General features: G+C 42.9%; 24 protein-coding genes. 5 read left to right on the forward strand and 19 right to left on the reverse strand.

Annotated elements, in window-relative coordinates; genetic code table 11:
• Positions 1 to 531 precede the first annotated feature (531 nt).
• The 9 genes from QNN06_RS27220 to QNN06_RS27255 all read right to left on the reverse strand — a co-directional run bounded on the left by QNN06_RS27220 (position 532) and on the right by QNN06_RS27255 (position 8,002).
• A complete protein-coding gene (locus tag QNN06_RS27220) occupies positions 532 to 1,692 on the reverse strand; it encodes a chromate transporter (RefSeq protein WP_284036322.1) in 1,161 nt (386 codons plus the stop codon).
• A gap of 304 nt (positions 1,693 to 1,996) precedes the next feature.
• Positions 1,997 to 2,527: a chromate transporter gene (locus QNN06_RS27225; RefSeq protein ID WP_213117997.1), complete on the reverse strand. Its 531-nt coding sequence runs from the start codon at positions 2,525 to 2,527 to the stop codon at positions 1,997 to 1,999.
• Positions 2,527 to 3,105, reverse strand: coding sequence for a chromate transporter (locus QNN06_RS27230; RefSeq protein ID WP_213117674.1), 579 nt, complete (start codon positions 3,103 to 3,105; stop codon positions 2,527 to 2,529). The genes QNN06_RS27225 and QNN06_RS27230 overlap by 1 nt, the downstream gene beginning before the upstream one ends.
• Before the next feature lie 253 nt (positions 3,106 to 3,358).
• A complete protein-coding gene (locus tag QNN06_RS27235; protein ID WP_213117673.1) occupies positions 3,359 to 3,808 on the reverse strand; it encodes an Lrp/AsnC family transcriptional regulator in 450 nt (149 codons plus the stop codon).
• A gap of 64 nt (positions 3,809 to 3,872) precedes the next feature.
• A complete protein-coding gene (gene cydS, locus QNN06_RS31490) occupies positions 3,873 to 3,974 on the reverse strand; it encodes a cytochrome bd oxidase small subunit CydS family protein (RefSeq protein ID WP_372447587.1) in 102 nt (33 codons plus the stop codon).
• 15 nt (positions 3,975 to 3,989) lie between these two features.
• On the reverse strand, positions 3,990 to 5,015 hold the full coding sequence (locus tag QNN06_RS27240; RefSeq protein ID WP_284036323.1) for a cytochrome d ubiquinol oxidase subunit II: 1,026 nt from the start codon (positions 5,013 to 5,015) through the stop codon (positions 3,990 to 3,992).
• Positions 5,012 to 6,361: a cytochrome ubiquinol oxidase subunit I gene (locus QNN06_RS27245; protein WP_284036324.1), complete on the reverse strand. Its 1,350-nt coding sequence runs from the start codon at positions 6,359 to 6,361 to the stop codon at positions 5,012 to 5,014. The genes QNN06_RS27240 and QNN06_RS27245 overlap by 4 nt, the downstream gene beginning before the upstream one ends.
• 292 nt (positions 6,362 to 6,653) lie before the next feature.
• Positions 6,654 to 7,196: a GNAT family N-acetyltransferase gene (locus QNN06_RS27250; protein WP_213117670.1), complete on the reverse strand. Its 543-nt coding sequence runs from the start codon at positions 7,194 to 7,196 to the stop codon at positions 6,654 to 6,656.
• A 224-nt stretch (positions 7,197 to 7,420) separates the two neighbouring features.
• The gene (locus tag QNN06_RS27255; protein WP_213117669.1) at positions 7,421 to 8,002 is read right to left on the reverse strand and encodes a putative ABC transporter permease; all 582 of its coding nucleotides are present in this window, start codon (positions 8,000 to 8,002) and stop codon (positions 7,421 to 7,423) included.
• A 320-nt stretch (positions 8,003 to 8,322) separates the two neighbouring features.
• Between QNN06_RS27255 and QNN06_RS27260 the strand changes: the two genes are divergently transcribed.
• The 3 genes from QNN06_RS27260 to QNN06_RS27270 all read left to right on the forward strand — a co-directional run bounded on the left by QNN06_RS27260 (position 8,323) and on the right by QNN06_RS27270 (position 10,918).
• A complete protein-coding gene (locus tag QNN06_RS27260; protein WP_213117668.1) occupies positions 8,323 to 8,925 on the forward strand; it encodes a TetR/AcrR family transcriptional regulator in 603 nt (200 codons plus the stop codon).
• 215 nt (positions 8,926 to 9,140) lie between these two features.
• Positions 9,141 to 9,860: an ABC transporter ATP-binding protein gene (locus tag QNN06_RS27265; RefSeq protein ID WP_217032245.1), complete on the forward strand. Its 720-nt coding sequence runs from the start codon at positions 9,141 to 9,143 to the stop codon at positions 9,858 to 9,860.
• Positions 9,861 to 9,862: 2 nt separating this feature from the next.
• Complete coding sequence (locus QNN06_RS27270; protein ID WP_217032246.1) at positions 9,863 to 10,918, forward strand: ABC transporter permease; 1,056 nt, start codon at positions 9,863 to 9,865, stop codon at positions 10,916 to 10,918.
• 95 nt (positions 10,919 to 11,013) lie between these two features.
• Here QNN06_RS27270 and QNN06_RS27275 read toward each other — a convergent pair whose 3' ends face one another.
• From QNN06_RS27275 to prfB, 10 genes are all read right to left on the reverse strand, one after another.
• A complete protein-coding gene (locus tag QNN06_RS27275; RefSeq protein WP_213117665.1) occupies positions 11,014 to 11,709 on the reverse strand; it encodes a Na-translocating system protein MpsC family protein in 696 nt (231 codons plus the stop codon).
• 78 nt (positions 11,710 to 11,787) lie between these two features.
• Positions 11,788 to 12,480, reverse strand: a complete 693-nt coding sequence (locus tag QNN06_RS27280) for a Na-translocating system protein MpsC family protein (protein WP_213117664.1) — start codon at positions 12,478 to 12,480, stop codon at positions 11,788 to 11,790.
• Between the two features lie 284 nt (positions 12,481 to 12,764).
• Positions 12,765 to 13,958, reverse strand: coding sequence for a PDZ domain-containing protein (locus QNN06_RS27285; protein ID WP_213117663.1), 1,194 nt, complete (start codon positions 13,956 to 13,958; stop codon positions 12,765 to 12,767).
• A 340-nt stretch (positions 13,959 to 14,298) separates the two neighbouring features.
• Positions 14,299 to 15,774 carry a S41 family peptidase gene (locus QNN06_RS27290; RefSeq protein ID WP_213117662.1) on the reverse strand — a complete coding sequence of 492 codons (1,476 nt, stop codon included), beginning with the start codon at positions 15,772 to 15,774 and terminating at the stop codon, positions 14,299 to 14,301.
• A 237-nt stretch (positions 15,775 to 16,011) separates the two neighbouring features.
• Positions 16,012 to 17,277: a murein hydrolase activator EnvC family protein gene (locus QNN06_RS27295; protein WP_213117661.1), complete on the reverse strand. Its 1,266-nt coding sequence runs from the start codon at positions 17,275 to 17,277 to the stop codon at positions 16,012 to 16,014.
• A gap of 114 nt (positions 17,278 to 17,391) precedes the next feature.
• Positions 17,392 to 18,285 (reverse strand): permease-like cell division protein FtsX, encoded by an 894-nt coding sequence (ftsX, locus tag QNN06_RS27300; protein ID WP_213117660.1) that lies wholly within the window; start codon positions 18,283 to 18,285, stop codon positions 17,392 to 17,394.
• Positions 18,275 to 18,961 carry a cell division ATP-binding protein FtsE gene (gene ftsE, locus QNN06_RS27305; RefSeq protein ID WP_213117659.1) on the reverse strand — a complete coding sequence of 229 codons (687 nt, stop codon included), beginning with the start codon at positions 18,959 to 18,961 and terminating at the stop codon, positions 18,275 to 18,277. Before ftsE ends, ftsX begins: the two co-directional genes overlap by 11 nt.
• A gap of 373 nt (positions 18,962 to 19,334) precedes the next feature.
• Positions 19,335 to 19,667 (reverse strand): cytochrome c551, encoded by a 333-nt coding sequence (cccB, locus tag QNN06_RS27310; RefSeq protein ID WP_213117658.1) that lies wholly within the window; start codon positions 19,665 to 19,667, stop codon positions 19,335 to 19,337.
• 51 nt (positions 19,668 to 19,718) lie between these two features.
• On the reverse strand, positions 19,719 to 20,540 hold the full coding sequence (locus QNN06_RS27315; RefSeq protein ID WP_481819274.1) for a YitT family protein: 822 nt from the start codon (positions 20,538 to 20,540) through the stop codon (positions 19,719 to 19,721).
• 301 nt (positions 20,541 to 20,841) lie between these two features.
• Positions 20,842 to 21,943 (reverse strand): peptide chain release factor 2 gene (prfB, locus tag QNN06_RS27320; RefSeq protein ID WP_213117656.1). Its coding sequence is split into 2 segments (ribosomal slippage): positions 20,842 to 21,870 and positions 21,872 to 21,943, totalling 1,101 coding nucleotides; the frame shifts between segments, so codons are not numbered across the junction.
• A gap of 227 nt (positions 21,944 to 22,170) precedes the next feature.
• On the opposite strand from prfB, the gene QNN06_RS27325 reads away from it, so the two are divergent.
• Positions 22,171 to 22,578: a UPF0158 family protein gene (locus QNN06_RS27325; RefSeq protein WP_213117655.1), complete on the forward strand. Its 408-nt coding sequence runs from the start codon at positions 22,171 to 22,173 to the stop codon at positions 22,576 to 22,578.
• 6 nt (positions 22,579 to 22,584) lie between these two features.
• Positions 22,585 to 24,510, forward strand: a complete 1,926-nt coding sequence (locus tag QNN06_RS27330) for a YecA family protein (protein WP_213117654.1) — start codon at positions 22,585 to 22,587, stop codon at positions 24,508 to 24,510.
• Positions 24,511 to 24,585: the final 75 nt, after the last annotated feature.

Consider the following 24,585-nt stretch of genomic DNA (forward strand, 5'->3'; position numbering starts at 1 on the left):
ATTTGCGATTCTAAATAAGATGGATTGACCCCCATTTTTTATTTGCGGATTCAATAAATTTATTTGCGATCCCTCCCTCTTTATTTGCGAAATCCCCTGTTTTATTTGGGATTCTAAATAAGATGGATTGACCCCCATTTTTTATTTGCGGATTTAATAAATTTATTTGCGATTCCGCCCCCTTTATTTGCGAAATCCCCTGTTTTATTTGCGATTCTAAAAAAGAAGTGACGACCCCCATTTTTTATTTGCGGGTTTAATAAATTTATTTGCGATTCCGCCCCCTTTATTTGCGAAATCCCCTGTTTTATTTGCGATTCTAAAAAAGAAGTGACGACCCCCATTTTTTATTTGCGGCTTTAATAAATTTATTTGCGATTCCGCCCCCTTTATTTGCGAAATCCCCTGTTTTATTTGCGATTCCTATTCTAGATGGAGATGCTTCTCATTCGCTCTTTCCTGAGGAACAAATTTATAGAAAACTGCCTTATAAAATAGTAAAGAAGCCGCTCTGCGAAGCAGAGCGACTTCTTATATGATAGAACCGACTACTATTCCCACCACCACCACAATCCAAGGCGGTAGTTTCCAATAAGCCAACATCGAAAATAACACGGCATCAAAGGCAAAATCCTGAGGGGCATGAATCGAACTTGTCCAGATCGGAGTATAAAAGGCGGCAATCAGTATTCCGACGACTGCGGCATTTACTCCAGTTAACGCTCCTTTGATACGCGGGCTCCGCCTTAAGCTGTTCCAAAACGGCAGCGTTCCGAAAACGAGCAGAAAAGCTGGCAAGAAAATCGCTATTGTTGCAACGACTCCGCCCTTCCATCCATTGATAACCGCACCAATATAAGCTGCAAAGGTGAACAGTGGGCCCGGTACCGCTTGTGCCGCACCGTAACCTGCCAGGAATTCCTCTTTTGACAGCCAGCCGGTCGGAACGAATTCGCGTTCCAGCAATGGCAGAACAACATGACCGCCGCCAAATACAAGCGCCCCGGAACGATAAAAGCTGTCGAACAAAGCAAGCCCACTTGAAGAGACTACTCCCCTAAGCAGCGGAAGAACAATCAACAAGCCGAAAAAAATAGCAAGACAGATCATCGCAAAACTCCGTGAAATAGGAAACTGGGCATTCGCTGCTTCTAGATCATTTTCATGATTTTTAAAAATCAACAGCCCAACTACGGCAGATAGCAATATAATAGCTATCTGCGAATAAGCGGTTTGCCACAGTAATACTGTTACAATTGCAGCAAGTGCGATGGCCTTTGTCGGTTTATACGGCGTCAGTTTTTGCGCCATCCCAAGTATGGCTTGGGCGACTACTGCAACAGCAACAATTTTCAAGCCGTGGATCCAGCCAGCATCATTTATTTCCATTCCTTTTAGAAAAAGAGCCAAAAGAATTAGAGCAACAGCCGATGGAGCGGTAAATCCGATAAATGCCAAGATTCCACCTATTACGCCGCCTCGCATGACGCCAACACCAATCCCCACCTGGCTGCTTGCGGGACCGGGCAGAAATTGGCACAATGCCACCAAATCCGCATAGCTTTTTTCATCAAGCCATTTCCGGCGACGGACATATTCTTCATGAAAATACCCCAAATGAGCGATAGGACCACCGAATGAAGTTAATCCCAACTTTGTTGAAACAAGTAAAATTTCGATTAATGTCTTCACGTTATTTCTCCTATTTTTTATTAAACTTAAATTTCTGCAAGCCAGTCTAAGATACCTTTATTCTAGCATTCTTCGTCTAAAATTAATGGTCTATTACAATGGAATTATTGCTCTTAAAAGTTGTTTGGCGGATTACTTTCAGATTTCGGCGGATACTTTCAAGAGTTTGGCGGATTTTTACCTGGATTTGGCGGATACTATCCTGAACTCGGCGAATAACCCGCGAAGTTTGGCGGATAACCGCAACATCAATCCCTGCAACAAAAAAGAAGAACCGCGAAGGCCCTCCTTTAAATTGGTATATTCAACTCAAAAACACTGCTCCATAACCAAGTGCCCCCATAATCACGAATGCCGGGTGGATTTTTAATTTTTCCATCAGTACATAGCTGGCAATGACCAGAAACAAGGTTTGCCAGATGCCAATGTTAATATAGGAGCCTGAAAAGAAGTTATAAGCCATGACACCAAGCATAACGGCGATGGCTGGCCTTACGTACAAAGTCATTTTCTTTACTTTCGGGGAATCTTTAAATTTATACAACAGTCCCAGTAGCGAAATCATTAGGATCAACGACGGTGCGACTGTGGCAAACACGGCAACGGCCGCCCCAAGAATGCCCCCTTGCTGGTAGCCGATATACCCCGCCATCTTTGTCGCAATCGGACCGGGCAGCGAGTTTCCGAGGGCCAGCACTTCGCTGAATTCCTGCACCGTCAGCCAGCCATAATGGTCCACCACTTCATTTTCAATCAGCGGAATAGATGATGGACCTCCGCCATAACCGAGAATGCCCGGGATAAAGAACGCCAAAAAGATTTTCCACTGAAGCATCATATTGTTTTCCTCTCTTTTTCAACGACTTCCGTTTCCGCCTTTTTCCCGCGGCCAAATAACGCCCAAGCCAACAGACCGGCTATAAGGACCCCTGGGTGGATCCCGAGGAGTTCCATAATAACAAAACTCACCACGACCATGGCCAAATTCCCTTTCCAGCCCATCCCCTTCTGGCCGTTTTGGAAAAATTGCCAGGTCAGGACAGCGAGCATAACACCCACAACCGGAACGACCGCTTTCGTCATTCCCTGCACCCATGGCTGATCTTTAAAAGAAGACAACGACGTCAGCAAGACAATCATTAAGGCGATGGTCGGAAGAATCGACGCAAGGATCGCTGTGAAAAGCCCAAGGATTCCTGCCACACGATAGCCAATGTATCCCGCCATTTTCGTGTTGATCGGACCGGGTAGGGCGTTGGCGAGGGCCAGGGTGTCGCCGAACTCCTCATCATTCATCCATTTGTAGATACCGACTACCTCTTTGTGGACAAGCGGTATAGCTGATGGGCCGCCGCCAAACCCAAGCATTCCTGACCTGAAAAAGGCCACAAACAAAGCAAGATGTTGTTTCATTTTTATCAATTCCTTTTCGCTCAAAACTACTTGTTAAAAGATATATGCCATATCATTTCGTTTGTTAACTAAAAAGATGAATATAATTAACAATTGGAATAATTTAGATTTTTCATCATTTTAACGCACATCCAGAAGACTGTCTATTATTTTTTTAAAGAAAACTCGCCGGGTGGCGAAGACAGAGGCGTAGTTGCACTTATACATTCTTATTGGCCAAAAAAAATAATCCATGAAGGATAACCTCCAAGGATTATAGTTTTAATCCGGTACGGCTTTTGAAGCGGCGCAGCATGATTTGGCTTTCGACCCGGGTGATGCCTTCCACCGCGTAAAGCTCCTGGTTGATAAATTTTTCAAGCGAAGCAAAATCCTCAACGAGAACGTGCATATGCAGCGTACTTGGACCTGTCATCTGATAGCAGCTTGCCACATTCGGGTTGTTGGCAAGGTTTTCCGCCACCGAGACGAGATACGCCGGCTCGCAGTCAACTTCAAAAAAAGCAGATACCTTTTTCCCGACCGCTTCAGAATTAATAACCACGCTGAATTTTTCAATAATGCCTGACTCTTCCATCCGGTTAACCCGCTCGCGGACCGCCACCCGCGACAAATTCAGTTCCTTGCCAATATCGGCATATGACGCTCGGCCGTTCTCAGCCAGGATGGCAAGAATTTTCCGATCCACTTCATCTATTTTCATCAAATCTCATTCCCTGTAAATGGATGTTTTCGTTCATTTTATCATAATTCATGGGCAATGATATTTATTTTTTAACCGCGTCATCTTTACTGGCAGCCCAGAACGCCGCAGCCACAGAAAGAAATATTACGATAAACGGCGCGTAAAACATTAAGAATTTTTCCAAAAAGAAGCCCCCCCATTATACATGATCATTGCGGTTCCCCTGCACATAATCCTTGTTGAACAAAAACAGCTTGAGCAGCAGGTACAGAGATGGAATGAGCAAACAGAGCCCAGCAATAAAGGCAGTCACCAGCGCGGTGGCCATTGCTTTATTTGTAAAGCCGTCATAAATAGTAAGGTACGGATACAAAAGGTAAGGATAGTGCGATATTCCGTATGCGAGGAAGGCGGCCGTAAACTGCCCAGCCAATAGCACAAAGGCGAACCCATAGGCAATCCTTCTCCAAAGCAAATACACCGTCCCAGCAAAAAACAAAACTGATAGCCCGAACATCCACCATAAATCAAGGAGACGCTCATAGTGTTCGGGATTATGTGTCCTCATCTCCACAATGATACCGGATGCGGTGATAATCGCCGGTCCCGCCCAGGCAAGGGCATATTTTCGAAGCAGATTTGCTGCATTATAATCCTTCGCCTTTTGAGCATACCAGGTCAAAAAGACGGCAGATATATATAAAACCGACGTCAAACTTAACACAACAATGCTCCATGCTAATGGGCTGGTAAATAACACCCAGTAGTCGAGCTCTGGTCCGCCGTTTCTTATTGTGACAAAGCCGCCCTCTGAAATAACCAGCACGATGGACAATGAAGCAGGAATAAATAATCCGGTCAATCCGTAAAGGATGGTGTACCGTCTGTACTTCAGGCCCCCATAGATTGTAAAAGCATAATAGGCTCCGCGTATCGCCAGGAGTATCGTCGCAATACTAGCCGGAACAAGCAGGGTCAAACCGTAGTAATAAGCTGTTTTCGGAAAAAAGCCGACCATCCCGACAAAGAAAAACACTAAAAATACATTTGTCACTTCCCAAACAGGAGAAAGGTAACGCTGAATTACTCTGGTTAAAATGTGTTCTTTTCCCGTGACGACACTAAAAGCATTGAAGAACCCGGCGCCAAAATCAATGGAGGCAACGATGATATAGCCAAACAAAAATACGCCTAGAACTGTTATTCCAAGTATTTCGAGCGTCATTTTAGGTCACCTGCCCTTTCCGCGTCGCGGTCCGCCAGTTCCTGTTCCACCGGATTTTTGCGGAACATCCGAATCAAGACTAGTATGCTGCCAATCCCAAGGATCAGATAAAGCAGCGAAAACAGCATTAACATTATGTCGACCTGACCGCTGCCCGTGGCTGCCTCACTTGTCCGCATGATTCCGCGAAGAATCCATGGCTGCCGGCCTACTTCGGCCATCCACCAGCCTGCTTCAATAGCAATTACCGCTAATGGTCCGCTAAGCACCAGTAGCCAGCTAAACCATTTTTTAAAAATAATTCTCCATTTCCGATGCACACCTAGCACATAGACGAATGCCAGGAACGTCAATCCCATCCCGAGGGTGACCATTAAGTCGAATAAATAATGGATATAGAGAGGAGGTTCTTCATTATCAGGGAAACGGTCGAGCCCGATTACTTCTGCATTTGGATTGCTGTGTGCCAAAATACTAAGACCAAATGGAATTTTTAAAGCATATTTCACTTCCCCATTATCAAGAACTCCGTACAGATAAAGCGGTGCGCCTTTCTCTGTTTCAAAATGCCATTCTGCGGCCGCTAATTTTTCCGGCTGGTATTCAGCAAGGTATTTTCCGGAAAAATCGCCGATTACTGCGGTGGCTACGGAAAAGATCAAGCCAAGTTTCATCGTTAAGAAAAGTGCCTTTTTGTGATACACATGCTTGGTGCTCTTTATGAGAAGGCGGTAAGCCCCGATGGAGGCCAGGACAAACGCAGAGGTCATATAGGCCGTGGACAAGACATGGGCGACCTTTGTCGGCATTGCCGGATTGAACATCGCAACCAGTGGACTAACATTCACCAACTGACCTTTTACAATGTCAAAGCCTTGCGGCGCGTTCATAAAAGCATTGACGATAGTAATAAATAGGGCGGAAAAGGAAGCACCCAATGCCACAGGAATTAATAGAAGAAGGTGCTTCTTCTGATTTTTGAAGCGGTCCCAGGTGTAAATGTAGATTCCCAGAAAAATGGCTTCAAAGAAAAAGGCAAACGTTTCCATGAACAGCGGCAGGGCAATGACATTTCCGGCCAACTCCATGAAATTCGGCCAGAGGAGCGATAGCTGCAGACCAATCGCCGTTCCGGTCACAACACCCACCGCCACCGTGATAACAAAGCCCCTTGTCCACCTTCTTGCTAATAAAATGTAGTGTTCATCCTGTTTCTTGATTCCCACCCATTGTGCAATCATAATCATCAGCGGTACCCCGACGCCGATCGTTGCGTAAATAATATGAAAGGAAAGAGTCAGCTCGGTTAAAACCCGGCTGAAAAAAACCGCTTCTTGGTTAACCATTTTTCCTCACTAGACCACCTTTCTAAGAAAATGTTATGTATGTCATCTTTGGTGGTATGGAATTTTTTCGCAGCGTCCTTATGTTCTCCATTTCATCCGGTTTTCATTATCCTGAAAAAATCCGCCCGATGATGGATAATGCCATGATGGCTGCTACCGTAAAGGTGAGCCAAACTAGCATCCGTTCTTGTTTTTTATAAATAGGAATCACTCTCCCATTGTCCAATAATTATTGTTAATTTACTTCAAAATGGTTTTTTATATTAAAAGAGAAGCGTCTGATTCTTCTCTTCTACTCTATTTCATTTAAAATCGACATCTGAAGATGGTCTTCCCAATTCCCATTAATCTTAATATTTTTCCGCGCAATGCCTTCTTTTTCAAAACCTGCTTTTTCTAGTACACGGATGGAGCCAATATTGGAAGGCATGACACCTGCGGCAATCCGGTGGAGTCCGAGTTCCTTGAAAGCATAATTAACTACTAGCTTCACCGCTTCCGTCATATACCCTTTTCCGTTGTATTGACGGTCAATACTGTAACCGACATAACAGCTTTGAAAAGAATCTCTAACTATGTCGAATAATTCGATATCGCCAATTAACTCGTTCGTTTCTTTTAAGAAGATCCCAAATGAATACTGGGTTTCTAGTTCCCGGCACTGAATGACAAACCGTATCGACCTCAATTGGTGCTCAAAGGAGTAAAAGTGCTCACTTCGCTTAGGTGAAGTTTCTTGGAAAAATTCGCGGTTTTTGATCGTAAGCTGCGTCATCGCCTTCGCATCCTTCTCCTCCAAAAAGCGAAGATAAATCTCCGTTCCTTCCATCCTCATAATCCTTCCCCCTCTCTGATTCGGATTCCCGTTCCCGCTTCTATTCTATAAACATATGCACCAGCAATCATAAAAATCTATATAAACAAAATTACACATTCATGAAAAAAACTCCTTCTTCCTACGAAAAAAGGAGCATATGCACGTCGCTAGTGTGACTTATGAAGTTATGCAACCGACTGGAGTTATTCAATACTTCTAAAGATGTTAGGGAACGGTACCTGCTATTCCACAGTGTCAAGATTGCTAATAGTTTCAGGCCCCCGTATGTACTTCCGTACTGTCAGTGCTAAATCGGCTATGAAATATAACATGAGGGCTGGCCATGTCCAGTTCCATAGCGTTTCCGAAGCCTCATACATTTTGATAACAGCAGGATGAATCCATTTTAGACATAGGAACGAGAGCACACCCCAGCAAAGGGAAAATGGCAGACAAATATGGCCGTGCAGCTGCATGGGCGTGCCGGAATAATCCCACCACTGCTGTCTGAAAAATTTCTGCAGCAGGGCGCCGCTTATATATTCCACCACGGTGGGAATCGTGAAACATAGCAGCAGCACGAGTGCCAATTGGGAATCCGGTTTAGTTAGCAAAACTAGCAGTACAGGCGCAATGCCATACATCGGTTTAAATGGCCCGTACAAAAAATTGGCTTTAATAAAAGTTCCTTTTGTAAAGAAGTTATAGCTGTTTTCAAGCATCCAGCCGAAAAAGGAGTAGATCGTAAAATAAAAAACGATGGAGGCAGCTTCTTCAAAAAGGACATTTTGCGCATTGATACCATTTAACAAGCTAATCAGCATCGCAATCACCTCTTTAAATTGGAAAATCCATCGTTTATGGTTAGCAGAAGCCCGCCTAAATATTCGGAAATTCAATTTTATTACTTGTTATTAGTAATACTTTCATCATTTTGTCGTTTACTTTCCCAAAAAGAAGTTTTACTTTCCCAAACTGCATGTTTACTTTCCTGTTTTGACAAATTACTTTCCAATTTTGATACTTTACTTTTCAACCCAAAAATCCTTTAACCACTTTTCAATTAATGAACATTGTGTTGATTTATAACTGAGCCATTTATTATATTTAATTTAGATAATAAATATTTTTGGAGGCACCGACAATGGCTAACCAAACACATGATAAACGAGCAGCCCGAACGAAAATGCTAATTCGTGATGCCCTGACAGAGTTAATGGAGGAAAAAGGGTTTGAGGGCGTGACTGTGAGGAATTTGACGGAAAAAGCACAAATTAATCGCGGTACATTTTACCTGCATTACCGGGATAAATACGACTTGCTGGAGCAAAGTGAAGAAGAAATTCTGAAAGAAATAGAAGATAAAGCAAGAGGAATCAATCCGAAAGATGCACTTCACTCTACGAGTCAGGATGAGCCATTTCCTGTCATTCTGAAGTTATTTGAATACTTTCAAGAGAATGCTCGATTTATGAGGGTCGTTTTGGGTCCGAAAGGGGATGCCTCTTTTCAAGTTAAACTAAAGGAATTAATCAAACAGCAATTTTTACAAAATATCGCTTCAAAACTTAATGTGGAAGATATGCTTGTTCCTGCGGAATACTTCATCGCCTTTGTCAGTTCCGCCCAACTAGGGCTGATTCAGCACTGGCTGGAAACGGGGATGAAAAAGCCCCCAAAGGAAATGGCCTTAATTGCTGCAAAAATGATTTTATTGGGTCCTGGGCATGTGGCCGGAATTAAATGAAAACTCGTCGATTGGCGAGTCCGCTAGGACGAAGACAGAGGCGTTTGAATTTATGCGTTAGAAAAGTATAAATTTGTAAAAATTCACACTTTCCTATTAGCCAAAAATAACAATCAACACTTTGCCTCATATTGTTCATTGTAATTGCCCCGGCGGCATTTTAATATGAATATATAGAAACTCAACAATGTGTTGATTAAGGGGGGATCATTAAGATGAATCCAGCCATAAAAGTTGAAAACGTCAGCAAAAGCTTTAGCAAAAAAGCAGTGCTCCAGAATGTAGACCTGTCAATCGAAAAAGGACAATTATACGGACTCATCGGGCCATCGGGGGCAGGGAAAACCACACTCGTCAAAATGATTGTCGGGATGGAAAAGGCCGATAACGGTGAAATCCAGGTGCTAAACACAAAAATGCCAAATCTCGCCATCCTCCAAGAAATTGGCTACATGGCCCAATCGGATGCATTATATGCCGAGCTGACCGGGGAAGAGAATTTAAAATTTTTCGCTTCGCTATACAAATTGAATAAAGAAGAACAGAAAAATCGGATTGCGTACGCTTCCGGGTTGGTCAACTTGACGGACGACCTAAAAAAAAGGGTATCGGCCTATTCCGGAGGAATGAAGCGGCGCCTGTCGCTCGCGATTGCCTTGATTCAGGATCCGAAAATTTTAATACTCGACGAACCGACTGTTGGGATTGACCCAGAGTTAAAGCTATCAATCTGGAATGAGCTGCTGCGGTTGAAAAATGAAGAGGGAAAAACCATCATCGTAACGACCCATGTGATGGATGAAGCGGAAAGATGTGATTATGTTGCGATGGTTCGCGATGGACGAATTTTAACAAGCGGCACACCAGCAGAATTAAAGGAGAAATACCAAGTAGACCGGTTTGATGAAGTATTTTTAAAAGCGGGGGTGAAGTAGTCATGAGGATTACAGCGCTGATTAAAAGAATTGCCCAGCAGCTTTTCCGTGACAAACGGACACTTGCGTTAATGTTTGTTGCCCCGTTATTAATCCTGACCCTGATGTACTTTTTATTTAACGGCAACACGGTTGACCCCAAATTAGGCGTAGTCAACATCGATGAGAGTCTTGTAAAAGTTCTCAAAAAAGCTGACATCACCGTAAAGGAATATGATAAAGCTGGCAAGAATACCGTTACAGACCATAACCTTGATGGCTTGCTCGTTCAAGAAAACGGTAAACTTAAATTAACGCTGCTAAACGCTGACCCTTCCAAGGCGAAGGCTTTGCAAATGAAGGTCAATCAAGCGGCAGCATCGCTTGCTCAAGCCAAACTCATTCAACAGAACCAAGCCTTGGCAGGGATGGTAGCGCAAAAGATGGAAACCAAATATGTTTACGGAGATAAGGACACGGCCTTTTTTGATGTCTTAAGTCCGATTCTGGTAGGTTTCTTTGTCTTTTTCTTCGTATTTCTTATTTCTGGAATCGGGCTCTTGCGTGAGCGGACTACAGGTACACTGGAGCGTCTCATGTCAACACCTATTCGACGGGGAGAAATCGTTACAGCCTATCTGGTAGGTTACGGAATGTTTGCTGTCATTCAAACGGTTATTGTTGTTTTCTACGCTATTAATGTTCTAGATATCGTTCTGGTCGGATCGATTTTTCATGTGATTCTGATTAATTTACTTTTGGCACTAGTGGCCCTTTCTTTAGGGATATTGTTATCATCCTTTGCCGCTTCCGAGTTTCAGATGATGCAATTTATCCCGATTGCCGTTGTTCCTCAAGTATTTTTTGCCGGGATTTTCCCGCTTGAAGGGATGGCCAATTGGCTGCAGGCTATCGCCAAAGTCATACCGATGTATTATGCCGGCGATGCCTTGAAAAGTGTTATGTATAAAGGAGCCGGACTCGGGGATATTTCGGGAGACCTCACAGCACTTGTCATCTTTGCCGCCATCTTTATCGTGCTGAATATCTTTGCGTTGAAAAAGTACCGGACATTGTAGAAAAAGGAAAGCCGAGGGATGTTGGTTCCCTCGGCTTTCTTCATTTACATAAGTATGAATATTATCTAAGTTATCCTTTATCAACCCTTCCATCTCTACTTGAGCACAAAACACATAATACTTCTATCTTCACTAAAGTCCCAATCCACAAAGATATCAGCGACAGGATTATTAAAAATTTCTTCAAAGCGGTTATCATGATGTAAATACAACTTTTCTAGTTCATCCTTTGCGACCATAAGTGTATCTTCATATCCCTTTTCAATTAACTTCTTTTCAATTTGAACTAAAATTCCATCCCGCTGTACCAGATAGATTTTTGGAGAGATAAAGAATGCCTCTGTTCTTTCAGGTCTTTTTTGAACTAAAATACTAATTCTTTCAACTTCATCCGTTAATAGCGTTAAATCAATAGGGCGGTCAATATTCTGAAGGTTTTGTTTAGCGATCTCACCTTCAAATTGGACAGTTATCATGCCTGTATTTTGTGGATAATTCCAATCGTGGTAAAACGATTCTACATTTTGTTCAAATTCTAATTCGATAATTGCCTTCAATTGGTACAGGACCGTTTTCATGATTATATTTCGGGAAATTTCGACGTTATCTGAATTGCCGTTCTCAAGCAAAGTGGATTCCAAAGGAGACAAAAACCCTCGTATGTAAAAAATCAGAAATCGCTCGTTCGCATAAGCAATGCAGGATTCCGGGCCACGACCAAAATTTTTCCTTAACAATTTGCTAGTTAGGCTGCTTATATCCATTAACTTTTGCTGCAGTGTTGATGACATAAGTGATTTGACCTCTCTTTCGACAAAGGCAAAAAAAGACTGCTTAACATTATCATGTCCAGGCAGTATGATTACTATTTAGTAATAAACCTTGTTGAAGCTAAAAATCAAATAGCTTTTATTATGTTTACAATCCCACATCAAGAATATATCCTGGATTGACCTATTAAATATTTTTTCAAATAATTCCCTATTCTTAAAGTATCCCTTTTTTATTTCTATAGTATGAGTTAATAATAGGTCTGTTTGCCCTTGTTCCAATAACAAGTATTCCAGTGGAAGCTTGCTCTCTTGAGATTCAATCGCACAAATATTCTGCGTATACTTGACAACCTTAAGATTGTACGGGATTTTATGCAGCTGTGAACCTACCATTCGTACTGTTTGATATAACTTCCTTTCAAACTCTTCATCTATCTTTACATCCGGATTGAAAGTATTATCCACTAATAACAAAATACCGGAGTTAGTATGAAAGTTCCAATCTTGATGAAAGGAATCGAAGGAAATCTTTAAAAGCTGCGATGCCTCTTGCATTAACTCGTTGGATAATGCAGATATTACAGAGGAGCGATATCTCATTACTAAGTTATACTCTTTTTTGTCGGTTAAGACTTCTTCTGCAGGTGTCTTAAAGTTACGAATATAGATATATAATCGGTTTTCTTTTAACACAGAATAACAGGTTTCAGGGCCCTTCCCAACCCCCTGCTTGATAATTCTACTGAAAGAACTGCTTACAGATAGCAGATCTTCTTGCGTTGCAACCATTCAAATCCCCCTTATAAAAATAAAAAGGCCTAACTTCACAAAAAGGAAGTTAGGCCACGGTCAAGACGACTAATAATAATAGTTTCTACCATTTACCATCACAATGATTTATAGATTATCAAAAAAGATACTTTTAGTTAGTATGATATATCTAATGACTGCAAGACATTAGACATATATCATCATAGCATCATTTACATTGGATAACAACAGGTCCTGATGAAAAATTAACGAATGAATGTTTCATGGGTGCAAAAACCCCCATTTTTTTAATACCAGCTACATTACCCTGTCTTTTTCCCATATTTCCGTTGTTCCTGTACAAAAAGGATTCCAAGTTCATGGTGTTCACCTTCGAAAAGGGCACGCTGGACGAAGCGGATCTCGCTGTTGGTATCGAGAACGTCAAGCTTGCAGTGGGCGCGGTTCTTTTGCAGCGCCTCATAGAAGGTCGATTCATCACGAATTTGCATTCCGTTCACTTTCGCAATGGTTTCCCCAACCTTGAGGCCCATTTTATCTGCCGGCGATTGCGGAATGATGCCTATGATCATCAAGCCGTTATTTTTTTTCGAAAAATAAACTGGTTTGTTGTCATCCTTTAAGTAAGCGAATAATGATATAGCTTCCCGGCCGATGACAGCAAGTCCGACTGTCACAATCGATGCTAGCGGATACCAATAGCCTGCTACTGAAAGTAAGGTAATCAATACACCAAGCGTAATAACTTGACGGCCATGCTTTTTAACGGCTTCACTTGGAAGCATCCCTTTGATTTGCTGATGAAAGCTGATAGCGAAGGGTACTAGAATAAGAGAATATTCTGTAACACCCAAATGGAATACCGGCCACCAATCGAATGGCAGTATTAATGCATTTCCCGGTACCAGCATAAGCATGGGAAGCATCCAGAGGCGCTTCACCTCATGGGCACCAATGCTTTGGCCGCGTTTGCTCTTAACCAGCTTTGGTGAAGTCCCCTTGGTACCATTTTTGAAAATAAGGATCCCTTCAGCGATTATGAGGAAACCCAAAATGACCACGATGGATGGATAAATCCTGTCACTAATCTGGTTAAAGGCTTTTGAAAAAAACGGAATTGACCAATTGTTTTGCGCAAACAGGATGACCGCAAAGAAAGCAGCCCCAACCGTGTAAGCCGGAGACATCCAGCGGACATTTGTGGTCAGTGACCACAAAAGGGTCGTCCCCACGACTAGCAGGATTGCCGCAAATGGCACAGCGATTCCCACGGCGACTACAATGGCCGAAAGAATTACGCCGATAATAAGCCCGAGAGGAAACAACTGCCGCAATTCAAAATAGGCATCCTCGGCCCGCACATGGAAATTTTTCCGTTCACGTTTTACCCTCATTACACCCAAGATTCCTGCAAGGAAAACGAGATAGTATAAAACAGGATGAAGAAATAACTTGCCTGTCCCTTTGAGAAGTTCCACAAGCCATATTTGTACCAAATCCTGTCACCTGCCTCTATCAAAGTTTCTAGTAATGGAATTTAAAAGTCTCTAAGTTTTATTTTACCAAATTAAAACCATAAAACATATTGCTAGATTATAGAAACTTTTAAATTAGTTATTTTGGAGCGGGCCGGTTTTATGGGGGATTACGGTTATCCGCCGAATCTGACTGGATATCCGCCAAATTTGTGAAGTTATCCACCGGATTTTTCTAATATCCGCAACCTGATAGAGCTTTCCGCCAAAATACGAATGGTATCCGCCAAATCGGATTCAAGAGCACAAAAAAGCAGCACCCCTCTATCCAAGGGCCGCTGCTCTGCTGCAAAAATGCACCCTATTTCGCCGCCAGTCTCAATGCCGCTTGCAGCTGCAGGTCGTTTTTCTCTTTTTTCATTTCTTTCATCGCGGCTTCCTCTAGTTTGGAGGCCGTTTTCGCGTCAATTTTCCCAGTAACCGGTAGGTCGTGATTTTGCTGGAAGCCTTTCACGGCTGCCGCAGTTTCCTCACTGAAATAACCATCCGTCCGCCCAGGAGCAAGCCCCAACCCGTCTAGAATCTCCTGAGCATTCTTCACCTGTTCATTGTTCATGTCCTTAACGAGTGGCTTTTCAATCTGAAGCGGATGGGTAGAGAAGATAACCGGCTGCTTAACGGCCACATCTGGCTTGATGCCCTTCTTATGAATCCAATTTCCATCCGGAGTCAGCCATTTATATAATGTCAGCTTGATGTTGCTGCCGTCCTCCATCGGCATCGCCTGCTGAACAGTGCCCTTGCCGAATGTTTTCTCTCCGACAATCGGGTAGCCGGCCGCTTCCTTTAACGCTCCAGCTAAAATTTCCGAAGCTGAAGCACTGCCTTTGTTTGTAAGAACGACTACCGGATACGGTTTTTTCTCAGTTATCGTTGAAAAAAAGCGCCGCTTGTCGCCATTTCTCTCCTGAATTTGAACGTAAGGTTTGTCGTTTGGAATAAACTCTTTTAAAATCTCGTCAACACTCTCGAGGAGTCCGCCCGGGTTACCGCGCACATCAAGCACGAGTCCTTTAATTTTGTCATCCTCTAACTCTTTTAAGCTCTTTTTAAAATCTTCATCTGTTTGATCAGAAAAAGAAGTAATCTCGATGTAGCCGACTTTTTTGCCGTCCTGCTTTTTGACTGAGGAATGGACAGTCTCAAGCGGAATTTCATCGCGCTTTACTTTTACTGTCAATGGCTCCTTAAGGCCTTTTCTGGCAATCTCTAAAGTGACGGTTGTCCCCTTTTTGCCGCGAATTTTGAGCGTGGCTTTATTCAGGTCGAGTCCTTCAACAGAGGCCCCATCCACCTTTAAAATTTGATCATTTGGCTTGATTCCTGCTTTTTCAGCTGGTGAATTTTTAAAAGGCGAGACAATAACAATTTTACCGTCGACCATTCCCACTTCGGCACCAATTCCTTCGAAGGAGGATTCCAACGTTTGTGTAAATTGCTGGGCTGTATCCTTATCCATATAAACGGAATATGGATCCTTTAATACCGAAAGCATCCCTTGGATGGCGCCCTCAACCAGCTTATCTTGGGCTACTTTTTCAACATAGTTATCCAGGATCAGTTCATAGGCCTTCTCCACCTTTTTCAAGTCCTTAACTTCTGTTTCGGACGCCGCCGTCTGGACATTGGCAGCTTTAGGCTTGTTTTGCGGGATCAACGCCTGTTCTAGCTGGGAAGATGCATCCTTCTTCTCTAAAAACTGCATACTCGCATAGGTGCCACCTGCCCCTGTTATCAGCGACCCTGCCATCATCAAGGCTATCCATTTTCGATTCATTCAAAGGTCCTCCTCATATAGTACGCCTAATAATCTATTTTCTAAAAAGGCTCCGAATTCCTGCCCGATTATTAAGATATATGTAAGGAATGGACGAGTTATGAGTGTCTGAGAGGATAAATGAAAACTCGCCGATTGGCAAGTCCGATAGGACGGTTCATGATGCAAAGTTGACATTGTACGCAATTAGGAAAAAAACAGGCGGAGCCTCTGCTCCGCCTGTTTAAGTTATTATGTTTACAACGGTACAATTCCCACCGGATTGATGGCCGCATGGTATTCCCATTTGCCTCTGTATAGCTCGAAGTGCAAGTGCTGGCCGTGGGAGTCGCCAGTGTTCCCCATAAGTCCGATTTGCTGGCCTTTTTTCACGGTAGTGCCTTCGCCCACCATTCTCGTGCTCATATGCGCATAAACGGTTGTATAATACTGACCATTGATATTATGCAAAATGTAAACGACGTTTCCATAACTGCTTGAGAAATGAGATACATACACTTCTCCATCTGCTGCGGCAACGATTGGCACAGAGCCCGCCTTGGCAATGTCGACGCCATAGTGGAAGCCGCCATCTCGCCCACCGTATCCTGAGGTAATGATACCTGCAGCCGGTCTTGTGAAGCTGCCTCCCGAAACCGGTGGTGCTACAGCTACAGTATTGCTGCCATTGCCGGACGGCTTAGCAGCGGCTGCAGCTGCTGCGGCTGCGGCTGCTGCGGCTGCTGCCGCTTCCTGGGCTTTGATGGATCTTTGAATTGCAGCCTCCTGAGCAGCAAGAATCTGCTCCTGCTCCTGCATGTCCACTACATATTCCTGGGCTTCTGCTTTTTGGTCAGCTATCGTAGCCAATAAATTATCTTTTTCAGCCCGTTGTGCGCTTAATTGTTCGTTCATTTTTTTCAAATCTGCGACCATCGTTTCTAAACTAGCAAGATCCGATTCTACTTTTTTCTGCTTTTCTTCCACTTCAGCTTTGTCAGCCTCGTGTTGCTTTAAAATATCCTGGTCTGCCTGCATGAATGTGGCTACCGCGCTTGCCCGGTCAATAAAGTCACTAAAGCTCTGCGACCCCAGCAAAACATCCAGGTAATTTATTACAGTTCCATTCGCCTGATAACTGCGGACCCGGTCCTTCAAAAGGACATTTCGTTTTTCAATCCGTTCCTGCAAGGCCTTTATATCTTCTTGAAACTTGGCGATTTCAACCTTTGTTTCGTCAATCTTTGCCGTTTTTTGATTGATTTTACTCGTTGTGTCGTTCATGGCAGCTTCAAGACGGCTGATTTCATTGTGAACACTGTTTTCTTGATTTTGCAGATCATTAATTTTTGCATTCGCATCGTTAATTCCTGACTTAAGTTCGGACCGCTGGCTGTGGATTTTATTCTGCTCACCCTTCAGACTGGAAATAGAGGCTGCTTTTGTTGTCAGCGGCAAGCCTCCAAGGACAGTCCCAAGTCCGACGGTGGCAGCAGCGGTCAGCGTAATTATCGTCTTCTTCATTCCGATTTCTCCCTCGTTTCTCTCTCTAATCGGTTAATCGTCCCTATTTTTCAAATGATTCTATAAAACACACAAAATCAGGAAGGAACAATATACGGTTCCCTCCTGATCTTATTAAACTTTTAAAAATTTCCTTACCGACATGACACTGCCCCAAACTCCGATAAAGGCACCCATTAATAGGAGGATACCGGCAACTTGGTAGAAGAATGGATCAAACGGAAGGATTTTGATAAATGTCCCAACCAGCTTAGGGCTAATATAATCGTAGGCTCGGTAATAAGCGATGCCGATTAAGATGATCGGCAAGATTGAACCGATAATTCCAAGCCATAACCCTTCAAGGAAGAACGGCCAGCGAATAAAGGAGTTTGTCGCTCCTACCAGCCTCATAATCTTAATTTCTCTTCTTCTCGCAATAATCGTAATTTTGATCGTATTGGAAATAAGGAAGATCGCCGTAAAGAACAAGCCTAGGATTAACACAACTCCGACATTTCGGCTAGCTTTAATGAACTTAAATAGTTTTTCAACCTTGTCCTGACCGTATTTGACCTTGGCGACATAATGGAGCTTTTCCACTTTTTTCGCGGCCTTCATCGTGTCGGTTGGATTTTTTGTTTTTACAATAAACACGTCATTTAAAGGGTTATCCTGTTCAAAAAGCTTAAAGGCTTTCCCTTCTTCACCCATGCTCTGAACTAAATCTTTCAATTCTTGTTCCTTAGGAGAAAATTTGACACTTTTCACCTCAGGAATGGCCTGAATCTGTGCCATCAAGGCATCCTGATCCTGTTTGTTGGCAGCAACATCGATATGAACGCGGATTTGCACGTCCTCTTCAATCGTATCGGCCACTTTATTTAAATTCATCATAATCACAAAAAAGACACCGACTAAGATAAGGGTAACGGTAACGGCCCCCACTGACGCAAATGTCATCCAGCCGTTTCTTTTAATACTTTTTAAGCTTTCCCGGGCGTGACGGCCAATTGTTCTAATTTTCATAACCGTATTCACCTCTTTGTTCATCACGCGCAATTCTTCCGCCTTCAATAGCGATGACGCGATGTTTTAAAGTATTGACTATCTCTTTGTTGTGGGTTGCCATCACGACAGTTGTGCCGCGATTATTGATTTCTTCAAAAATTTTCATTATCTCCCATGATGTATCAGGGTCAAGGTTCCCTGTCGGCTCATCGGCAATAACGAGTCTTGGTGAGTTAACAATGGAGCGGGCAATCGAAATACGCTGCTGCTCACCGCCGGAAAGCTCGGAAGGAAGCATTTTAATTTTATGCTTCAAGCCAACAAGATCCATAACTTCCATGACACGTTTCTTGATTACCTTCGGCTGCGCCTCAATAACCTCTAAAGCGAATGCGACATTTTCATAGACTGTTAGTGTTGGAAGCAGTTTAAAGTCTTGGAAGACAACGCCAAGGTTACGGCGGAATAACGGAACCTTGCTCATCTTTAACTTTGCAAGATTCGCTCCGTTGATCGTGATTGTTCCTGAGGTTGGAACTTCTTCGCGGTACATCATTTTAATAAATGTCGATTTCCCGGCACCGCTCGGCCCTACGACATAGACAAATTCACCCTGATTAATCCGGACGTCAATCCCATTGATAGCAGAAACGCCATTCGGATATTTTTTATATACTTCCTGCATTTCTATCATAAAGATCACCTATTGTTTTAAGTTTGTTTTACAAATTTCGACAATACGGACAAAATAGCTACAACTATATGCATAATTCTGCATAATAGTATTATAACATCATAATTTGTCAAAAAAAGTGGTATTTATATTACAGTTTCTTTTCAAAAATACAAAAAGAGACATGTTTTTTTACATATAACAATATTGTTAGGAAATTCATGTTCTTTTGTCGAATTTTCTTCACGGACCATATTAGGATAACATACATAATTTGAATGTCCAAACATTAGGGGGAAGGAGATTCTGGAAAAAGTAGTTAGGATTAAGATTTTTTCCGGGGGTAAAAAATTAAAACGCCCTGTTAATGAACAGAGCGTTTCTTGGGTAGTTTTTACTTTTTCGCAGATAGCCATTCAGCCACTTTGTCAGCATCATCACCAGTAATGACGCCTGCTGGCATTCCGCCGCGGCCATTATGAATGATATCTAGGATTTCATCCTTGGAATACTTAGAACCAACCTTTGTTAGGTTAGGCCCTACTCCACCTTTAAGATCTCCGCCGTGGCAGCTGGAGCATTTTTGATCAAAGATCTTAGCAGCTTCATCACCGGTTGCAGTGTCTTTACCACCGCCGCCAGTGTCCTTGTTCCCGCCGCCCCCGCAAGCAGCAAGTCCCATTACTAATGATGTTCCTAATAACAATGTTAGCAACTTTTTCTTCATTGTTACTCCCCCTAATGTAAATAATCCCATCACTGATTAATTATACCAATGTTATGGGCGTTTGAAACCCTCCCCTAACACCTCTGCAGCATCCATTACCACGACAAAAGCAGACGGGTCAAGGGTTTTGACCAATTGTTTCAATTTTGTGAACTCCGTTTGATCCACCACACACATCAAAACTGGGCGTTCATGCTCGGTGAAACCACCGTATGCTGATAGTTTTGTCACACCACGGTCTATTTTATGCAAAATCCCTGCACGAACTTCTTCTTGTTTATTTGTAATTATCATCGCCATCTTTGACCGGCCAAAACCGACCTGAACCAAATCAATGGTTTTGCTGGTTACATACAGTCCGATTAATGCATATAAGCCTTTTTCAATATCAAAAACGATAGCTGCAGTGAGGACGATGAGGCCGTCAATCATAACGACACATCTACCTAGGGTAAAACCAGTGTATTTATTGATGATCTGTGCGGCAAGGTCGGTTCCGCCAGTCGATGCATTTCCTCTAAAGACAATCCCAAGACCAAGACCAACGCCAATCCCGCCGAACAAAGCGCCGAGTAGTGCATCATGTGTCCACGGCTCCCAATTTCTTGTTAGGAAAACCACGAACGGAAGAAAAACAGTGCCGGCTAGTGTTTTGACGCCAAATTGTTTTCCAAGCAGAACTACACCAGCGATAAACAGCGGAATATTGAATGCCCATTGGACGTATGCGGGCTCAAGGCCGAGCACGGATTTTAAAATAGTACTGATGCCGCTGACTCCACCCGAGGCAATTTGGTTTGGCAAGAGAAAAACGTTGAACGTAATCGCAATAATGGCTGCACCGACCAGAACAAAAAGGTAGTCGGCGGCAATTCTGGATAAGTGTTTGTTAATTTGCTCAATATATTCATGAAATGATACCTCTCTTATTAAATTCCGATTGAGAGTATAGCACGGGAAAAATATGGTGTAAATGGCATTAGGCTAACGCGATAAAGGGGTAAATTTTTATTAGCATATGTTCTTTGGAGAAATTTCATAAGGGAAGCTAGAGGGCATACTCGAATCACTAGAAGAAACCGTTAATCTTCATTAAAGCTACCATGATTGGCAACAATCCCAAATAAAAGCCTTTGCCAACCAAGTTGACAAAGGCTTTTATTTGGGATATCGATTATGAAATCCTTGAACGCAAATATGAATTAATAAACTGATCCAATTCCCCGTCCATAACAGCCTGAACATTACCAGTTTCGGCACCAGTACGGTGGTCTTTTACCATTGAATACGGATGGAAGACGTAAGAGCGAATTTGACTTCCCCAGCCGATTTCCTTTTGTTCGCCGCGAATTTCCAAAAGCGCCTTTTCCTTCTCTTCAATTTCCCGTTGGTAAAGCTTGGCTCTTAACATGTTCATGGCCCGCTCGCGGTTTTGAATCTGGGATCGCTCGGTTTGGCAGCTTACCACAATGCCGGTCGGGAGATGGGTAATTCGGATGGCTGATTCTGTTTTGTTAACGTGCTGTCCGCCCGCGCCACTTGAACGGTACGTATCAACCCGTAAATCCTCTGTCCGAATTTCAACCTCGATATCATCGTTTAGTTCCGGCATCACTTCACAGGATGCAAAAGATGTATGTCGCCGGCCGGAAGAATCAAACGGCGAAATCCTTACCAAGCGGTGAACTCCCTTTTCTGCCTTCAGGTAGCCATAGGCATTATGCCCTTTGATAGCGAGGGTCACGCTTTTGATGCCTGCTTCATCACCCGGAAGATAATCAAGGGTTTCTACCTTAAAGCCCTTTTTCTCGGCCCATCTTGTGTACATTCTTAGCAGCATTGAGCCCCAGTCCTGCGACTCTGTTCCACCGGCACCCGGGTGAAGCTCAAGGATTGCATTATTTTTATCATACTCTTCACTTAAAAGAAGCTGCAATTCAAATTGACCTAACCGGTCTGTCAGCTGCTGAAGCTCTTCTTCCAGTTCAGCCTGAAGCTCGGCATCGCTTTCTTCTTTCACCAACTCATAGGTCACTTCCAGGTTCTCAAATGATTCGTTCAGTTCATAAAATTCATGAACCTGGTCCTTCAAGCCATTGGCCTCGCTGATTACTTTCTGGGCCATTTCTTGGTCATTCCAAAAATCGGGGTGGAGCATTTCATCCTCAAGCTCCGCAATTCTGGCTTCCTTGTTTTCTAGGTCAAAGAGACCCCCTAAAGTCGGCTAATTTCTTAGCCGTAATTTCAAGTTCATTGCGAATTTCCGCTAATTCCATTTTCGTCACCTCTAAAAAGTTATAACATTTATTATAGATTATTCTGAAGTTGCTGGTTAGTCCTTGTTAATTATAACTTGAGAAGTGGGAAAAATTCAAAAAAAGGCGTTGAATTTTTCTTTTGGATATTTTTGGCACTAATCTAGAAATTCTCCCCTAAAACCTTTGTATTTTCCTATATGAATCTGTCGAAAATGGTACTATTGAATAAGAGCAGGTGGTAACATATGAATTTATTGGATGAATTGATTGATACATATTTAATGAACAATATCGGACAGTCTTACCTGGATTTGGAGACGAAACAAGTTGTCTATGACGGAGACCCACTCATAACCGACGAAGAAGGAATAGACTGGGATGATGAGAAAAATATAGACCGTTATATTGAGATTCCAAGCATCGAATCTTTTGAAGCATTTCGGCTAATGGAGCTATTTGCAGCACAGGTTAATGATGACAAAAAAAGCGAGCCGCTGTTTCGAGCGTTAAGTAGCAGTCATCGGCCTTTTCGTAAATTTAAAGATGGGCTGATTGTAGCCGGGCTTGAAAATGAGTGGTATGCCTTTGAATATGGGTATGCAAAAAAAGAAATGGAAGAATGGTTAGAATTTATAGAGAAAAAAGAGGTGTAAAGCGAGATGGAGAAACCAAGCCGGAATGAACCATGTCCTTGCGGGAGCGGAATAAAGTATAAAAAGTGCTGCGGTGCAAGTGAAGCTGTGTCCATCACCCATTTACTGGAAAGTGAAGCAGACGAGCTGCAGAAGCAAATGATTCATTTTGCGTTCAATTATTTTGGCGCGGAAATCGAAGATGATTTTGAAATGTTCATGGAGTATAGCAGCCTCGAATTAGAGGATGAAGAAGAACGGGAATTCTATGAAGTGGTTCATGCCATCTGGTTTTCCCTTTTTGAAGAATTGGATGACGGAAAAAAAGTTATTGAGAAATTTATAGCTACAGAGGCTGGAAAAATTAAGCGGCCCAAGCTGAAGAAAATTTTTCAAACTTGGACAAAGGGGCGTACAATTGCCGGGAAAGTCTTAAAAGTTGAAAACAACAAGCTGACAGTAGAGGATGGCTTTACGGGGGAACAGCATGAGACAATTATTACAGGTACGCCGGCTGATTTTGAGGAAGGCACATTCCTTTTGGGTTTGTTGGTACCATTTGACCAAAACTTTGCATTTTTCCCGGCGCCATTTGATTTGCCGGATTTAAAACCTGAAGTTGCTTTTTCTTATATTGAAGATAGCAGCATCGCCGCAGACTATCCGTCCCCACAACAGTATTTAGATGATTTTTTTATTGAAGTTTTGAGCGAACTGCCGATGGTTGGCGGCCTAATCGAAACGGATGACATAGAATGGCCAGCCCCAATTTACAAGGAGGTTGCCGACCTTTTCAAAGCACAAGCAGAAGCTTTTGACACGCCTGCGCCAGTTGTGGACGCTGGGATTGTGCTTTGGTTTAGTTATTGCCAGAAGCGGAAAAAGCGGATTCAGAACCCGAATCTATATGCCGCCGGGCTGCATTATTTAATGCAAAAAATGATGCCGATGCTGGAAAAAGTATTTACACAAAAGGAGCTTGGGCAGATATACAGCGTGTCCGCGAGGTCCATTTCCACAATCTCATCGGAGATGGAAAATGTCCTGAACCAAGAAATAAGCGAAATGATGAATATTGTGTACGGGGTTGACGAGGAACCACAATTTGAAGAAGCGGAGGTCATTGAGTTTCCGAAAGGAAAAGATGAAAAGGGGCGTAGAGGAAACCCCAGTAAGGCTTCCGCCTTTACTATAAATATTCCTGACAAATTGCCAAAGAAGGTTTCAAGACGAGATGAGCACCGTGCTCAGGAATTGGTTTTTGAGGCCTTGCGTTCTGAAGTCGTTACAAAACTTCAACTGATCCAGGAAGCACTAAACATTAATCCCTATTGTGTCGATGCTTATGTTTTACTTGGTGACCTTGCCGAAAACCCCGAAGAAGCGGCAGAATTGTATTATCATGGCCTGCAGGTCGGCGAAAAACATCTCGGCAAGGAGTTTTTCTTGGAAAACGAAGGGGATTTCTGGGGGCTAATTGAAACAAGACCGTACATGCGGGCAAAGTTCAATTATGCCGAGACAATCTTTTTGTTAGGGAATATTGACGAGGCAATAGAGCATTATGAGGAACTGCTCATATTGAACACAATGGATAATCAGGGTGTCCGGACTTCCTTGTTTGTGGCTTACATCGAAAAAGAAGAATATGAAAAGGCCGAAGCTCTGTTAGAAAAATATAATGAGGAAACAACAGAAACCACCTACAATAAGCTTTTGCTAGAGCTGCTCACGAACGGCAACACAGTAAAGGCAAAAACGTTGGTGAAACAGGCAAAAAGCAGTAATAGGTTTGTGTTATATTACCTAACCGGCAAAAAGAAGCTGCCGAATGATGCGCCTGAATATTACGGTTTCGGGGATGAGAACGAAGCTATTGTGTATGCGTCGATGCATTTGCATTTGTGGGGGAAGGTTGACGGGCTGAAGGAATGGTTGTTAAAGCTAAGATAAGAAGTCTAAATTATAGGGATGGCAAAAATTCTAAGATTGAAGGAAACTTGGCTGTTCGATATTTTTTCCATTTAC

It is taken from the genome of Neobacillus sp. 114 (assembly GCF_030127045.1).
Lineage (GTDB): Bacteria > Bacillota > Bacilli > Bacillales > Cytobacillaceae > Neobacillus > Neobacillus rhizophilus.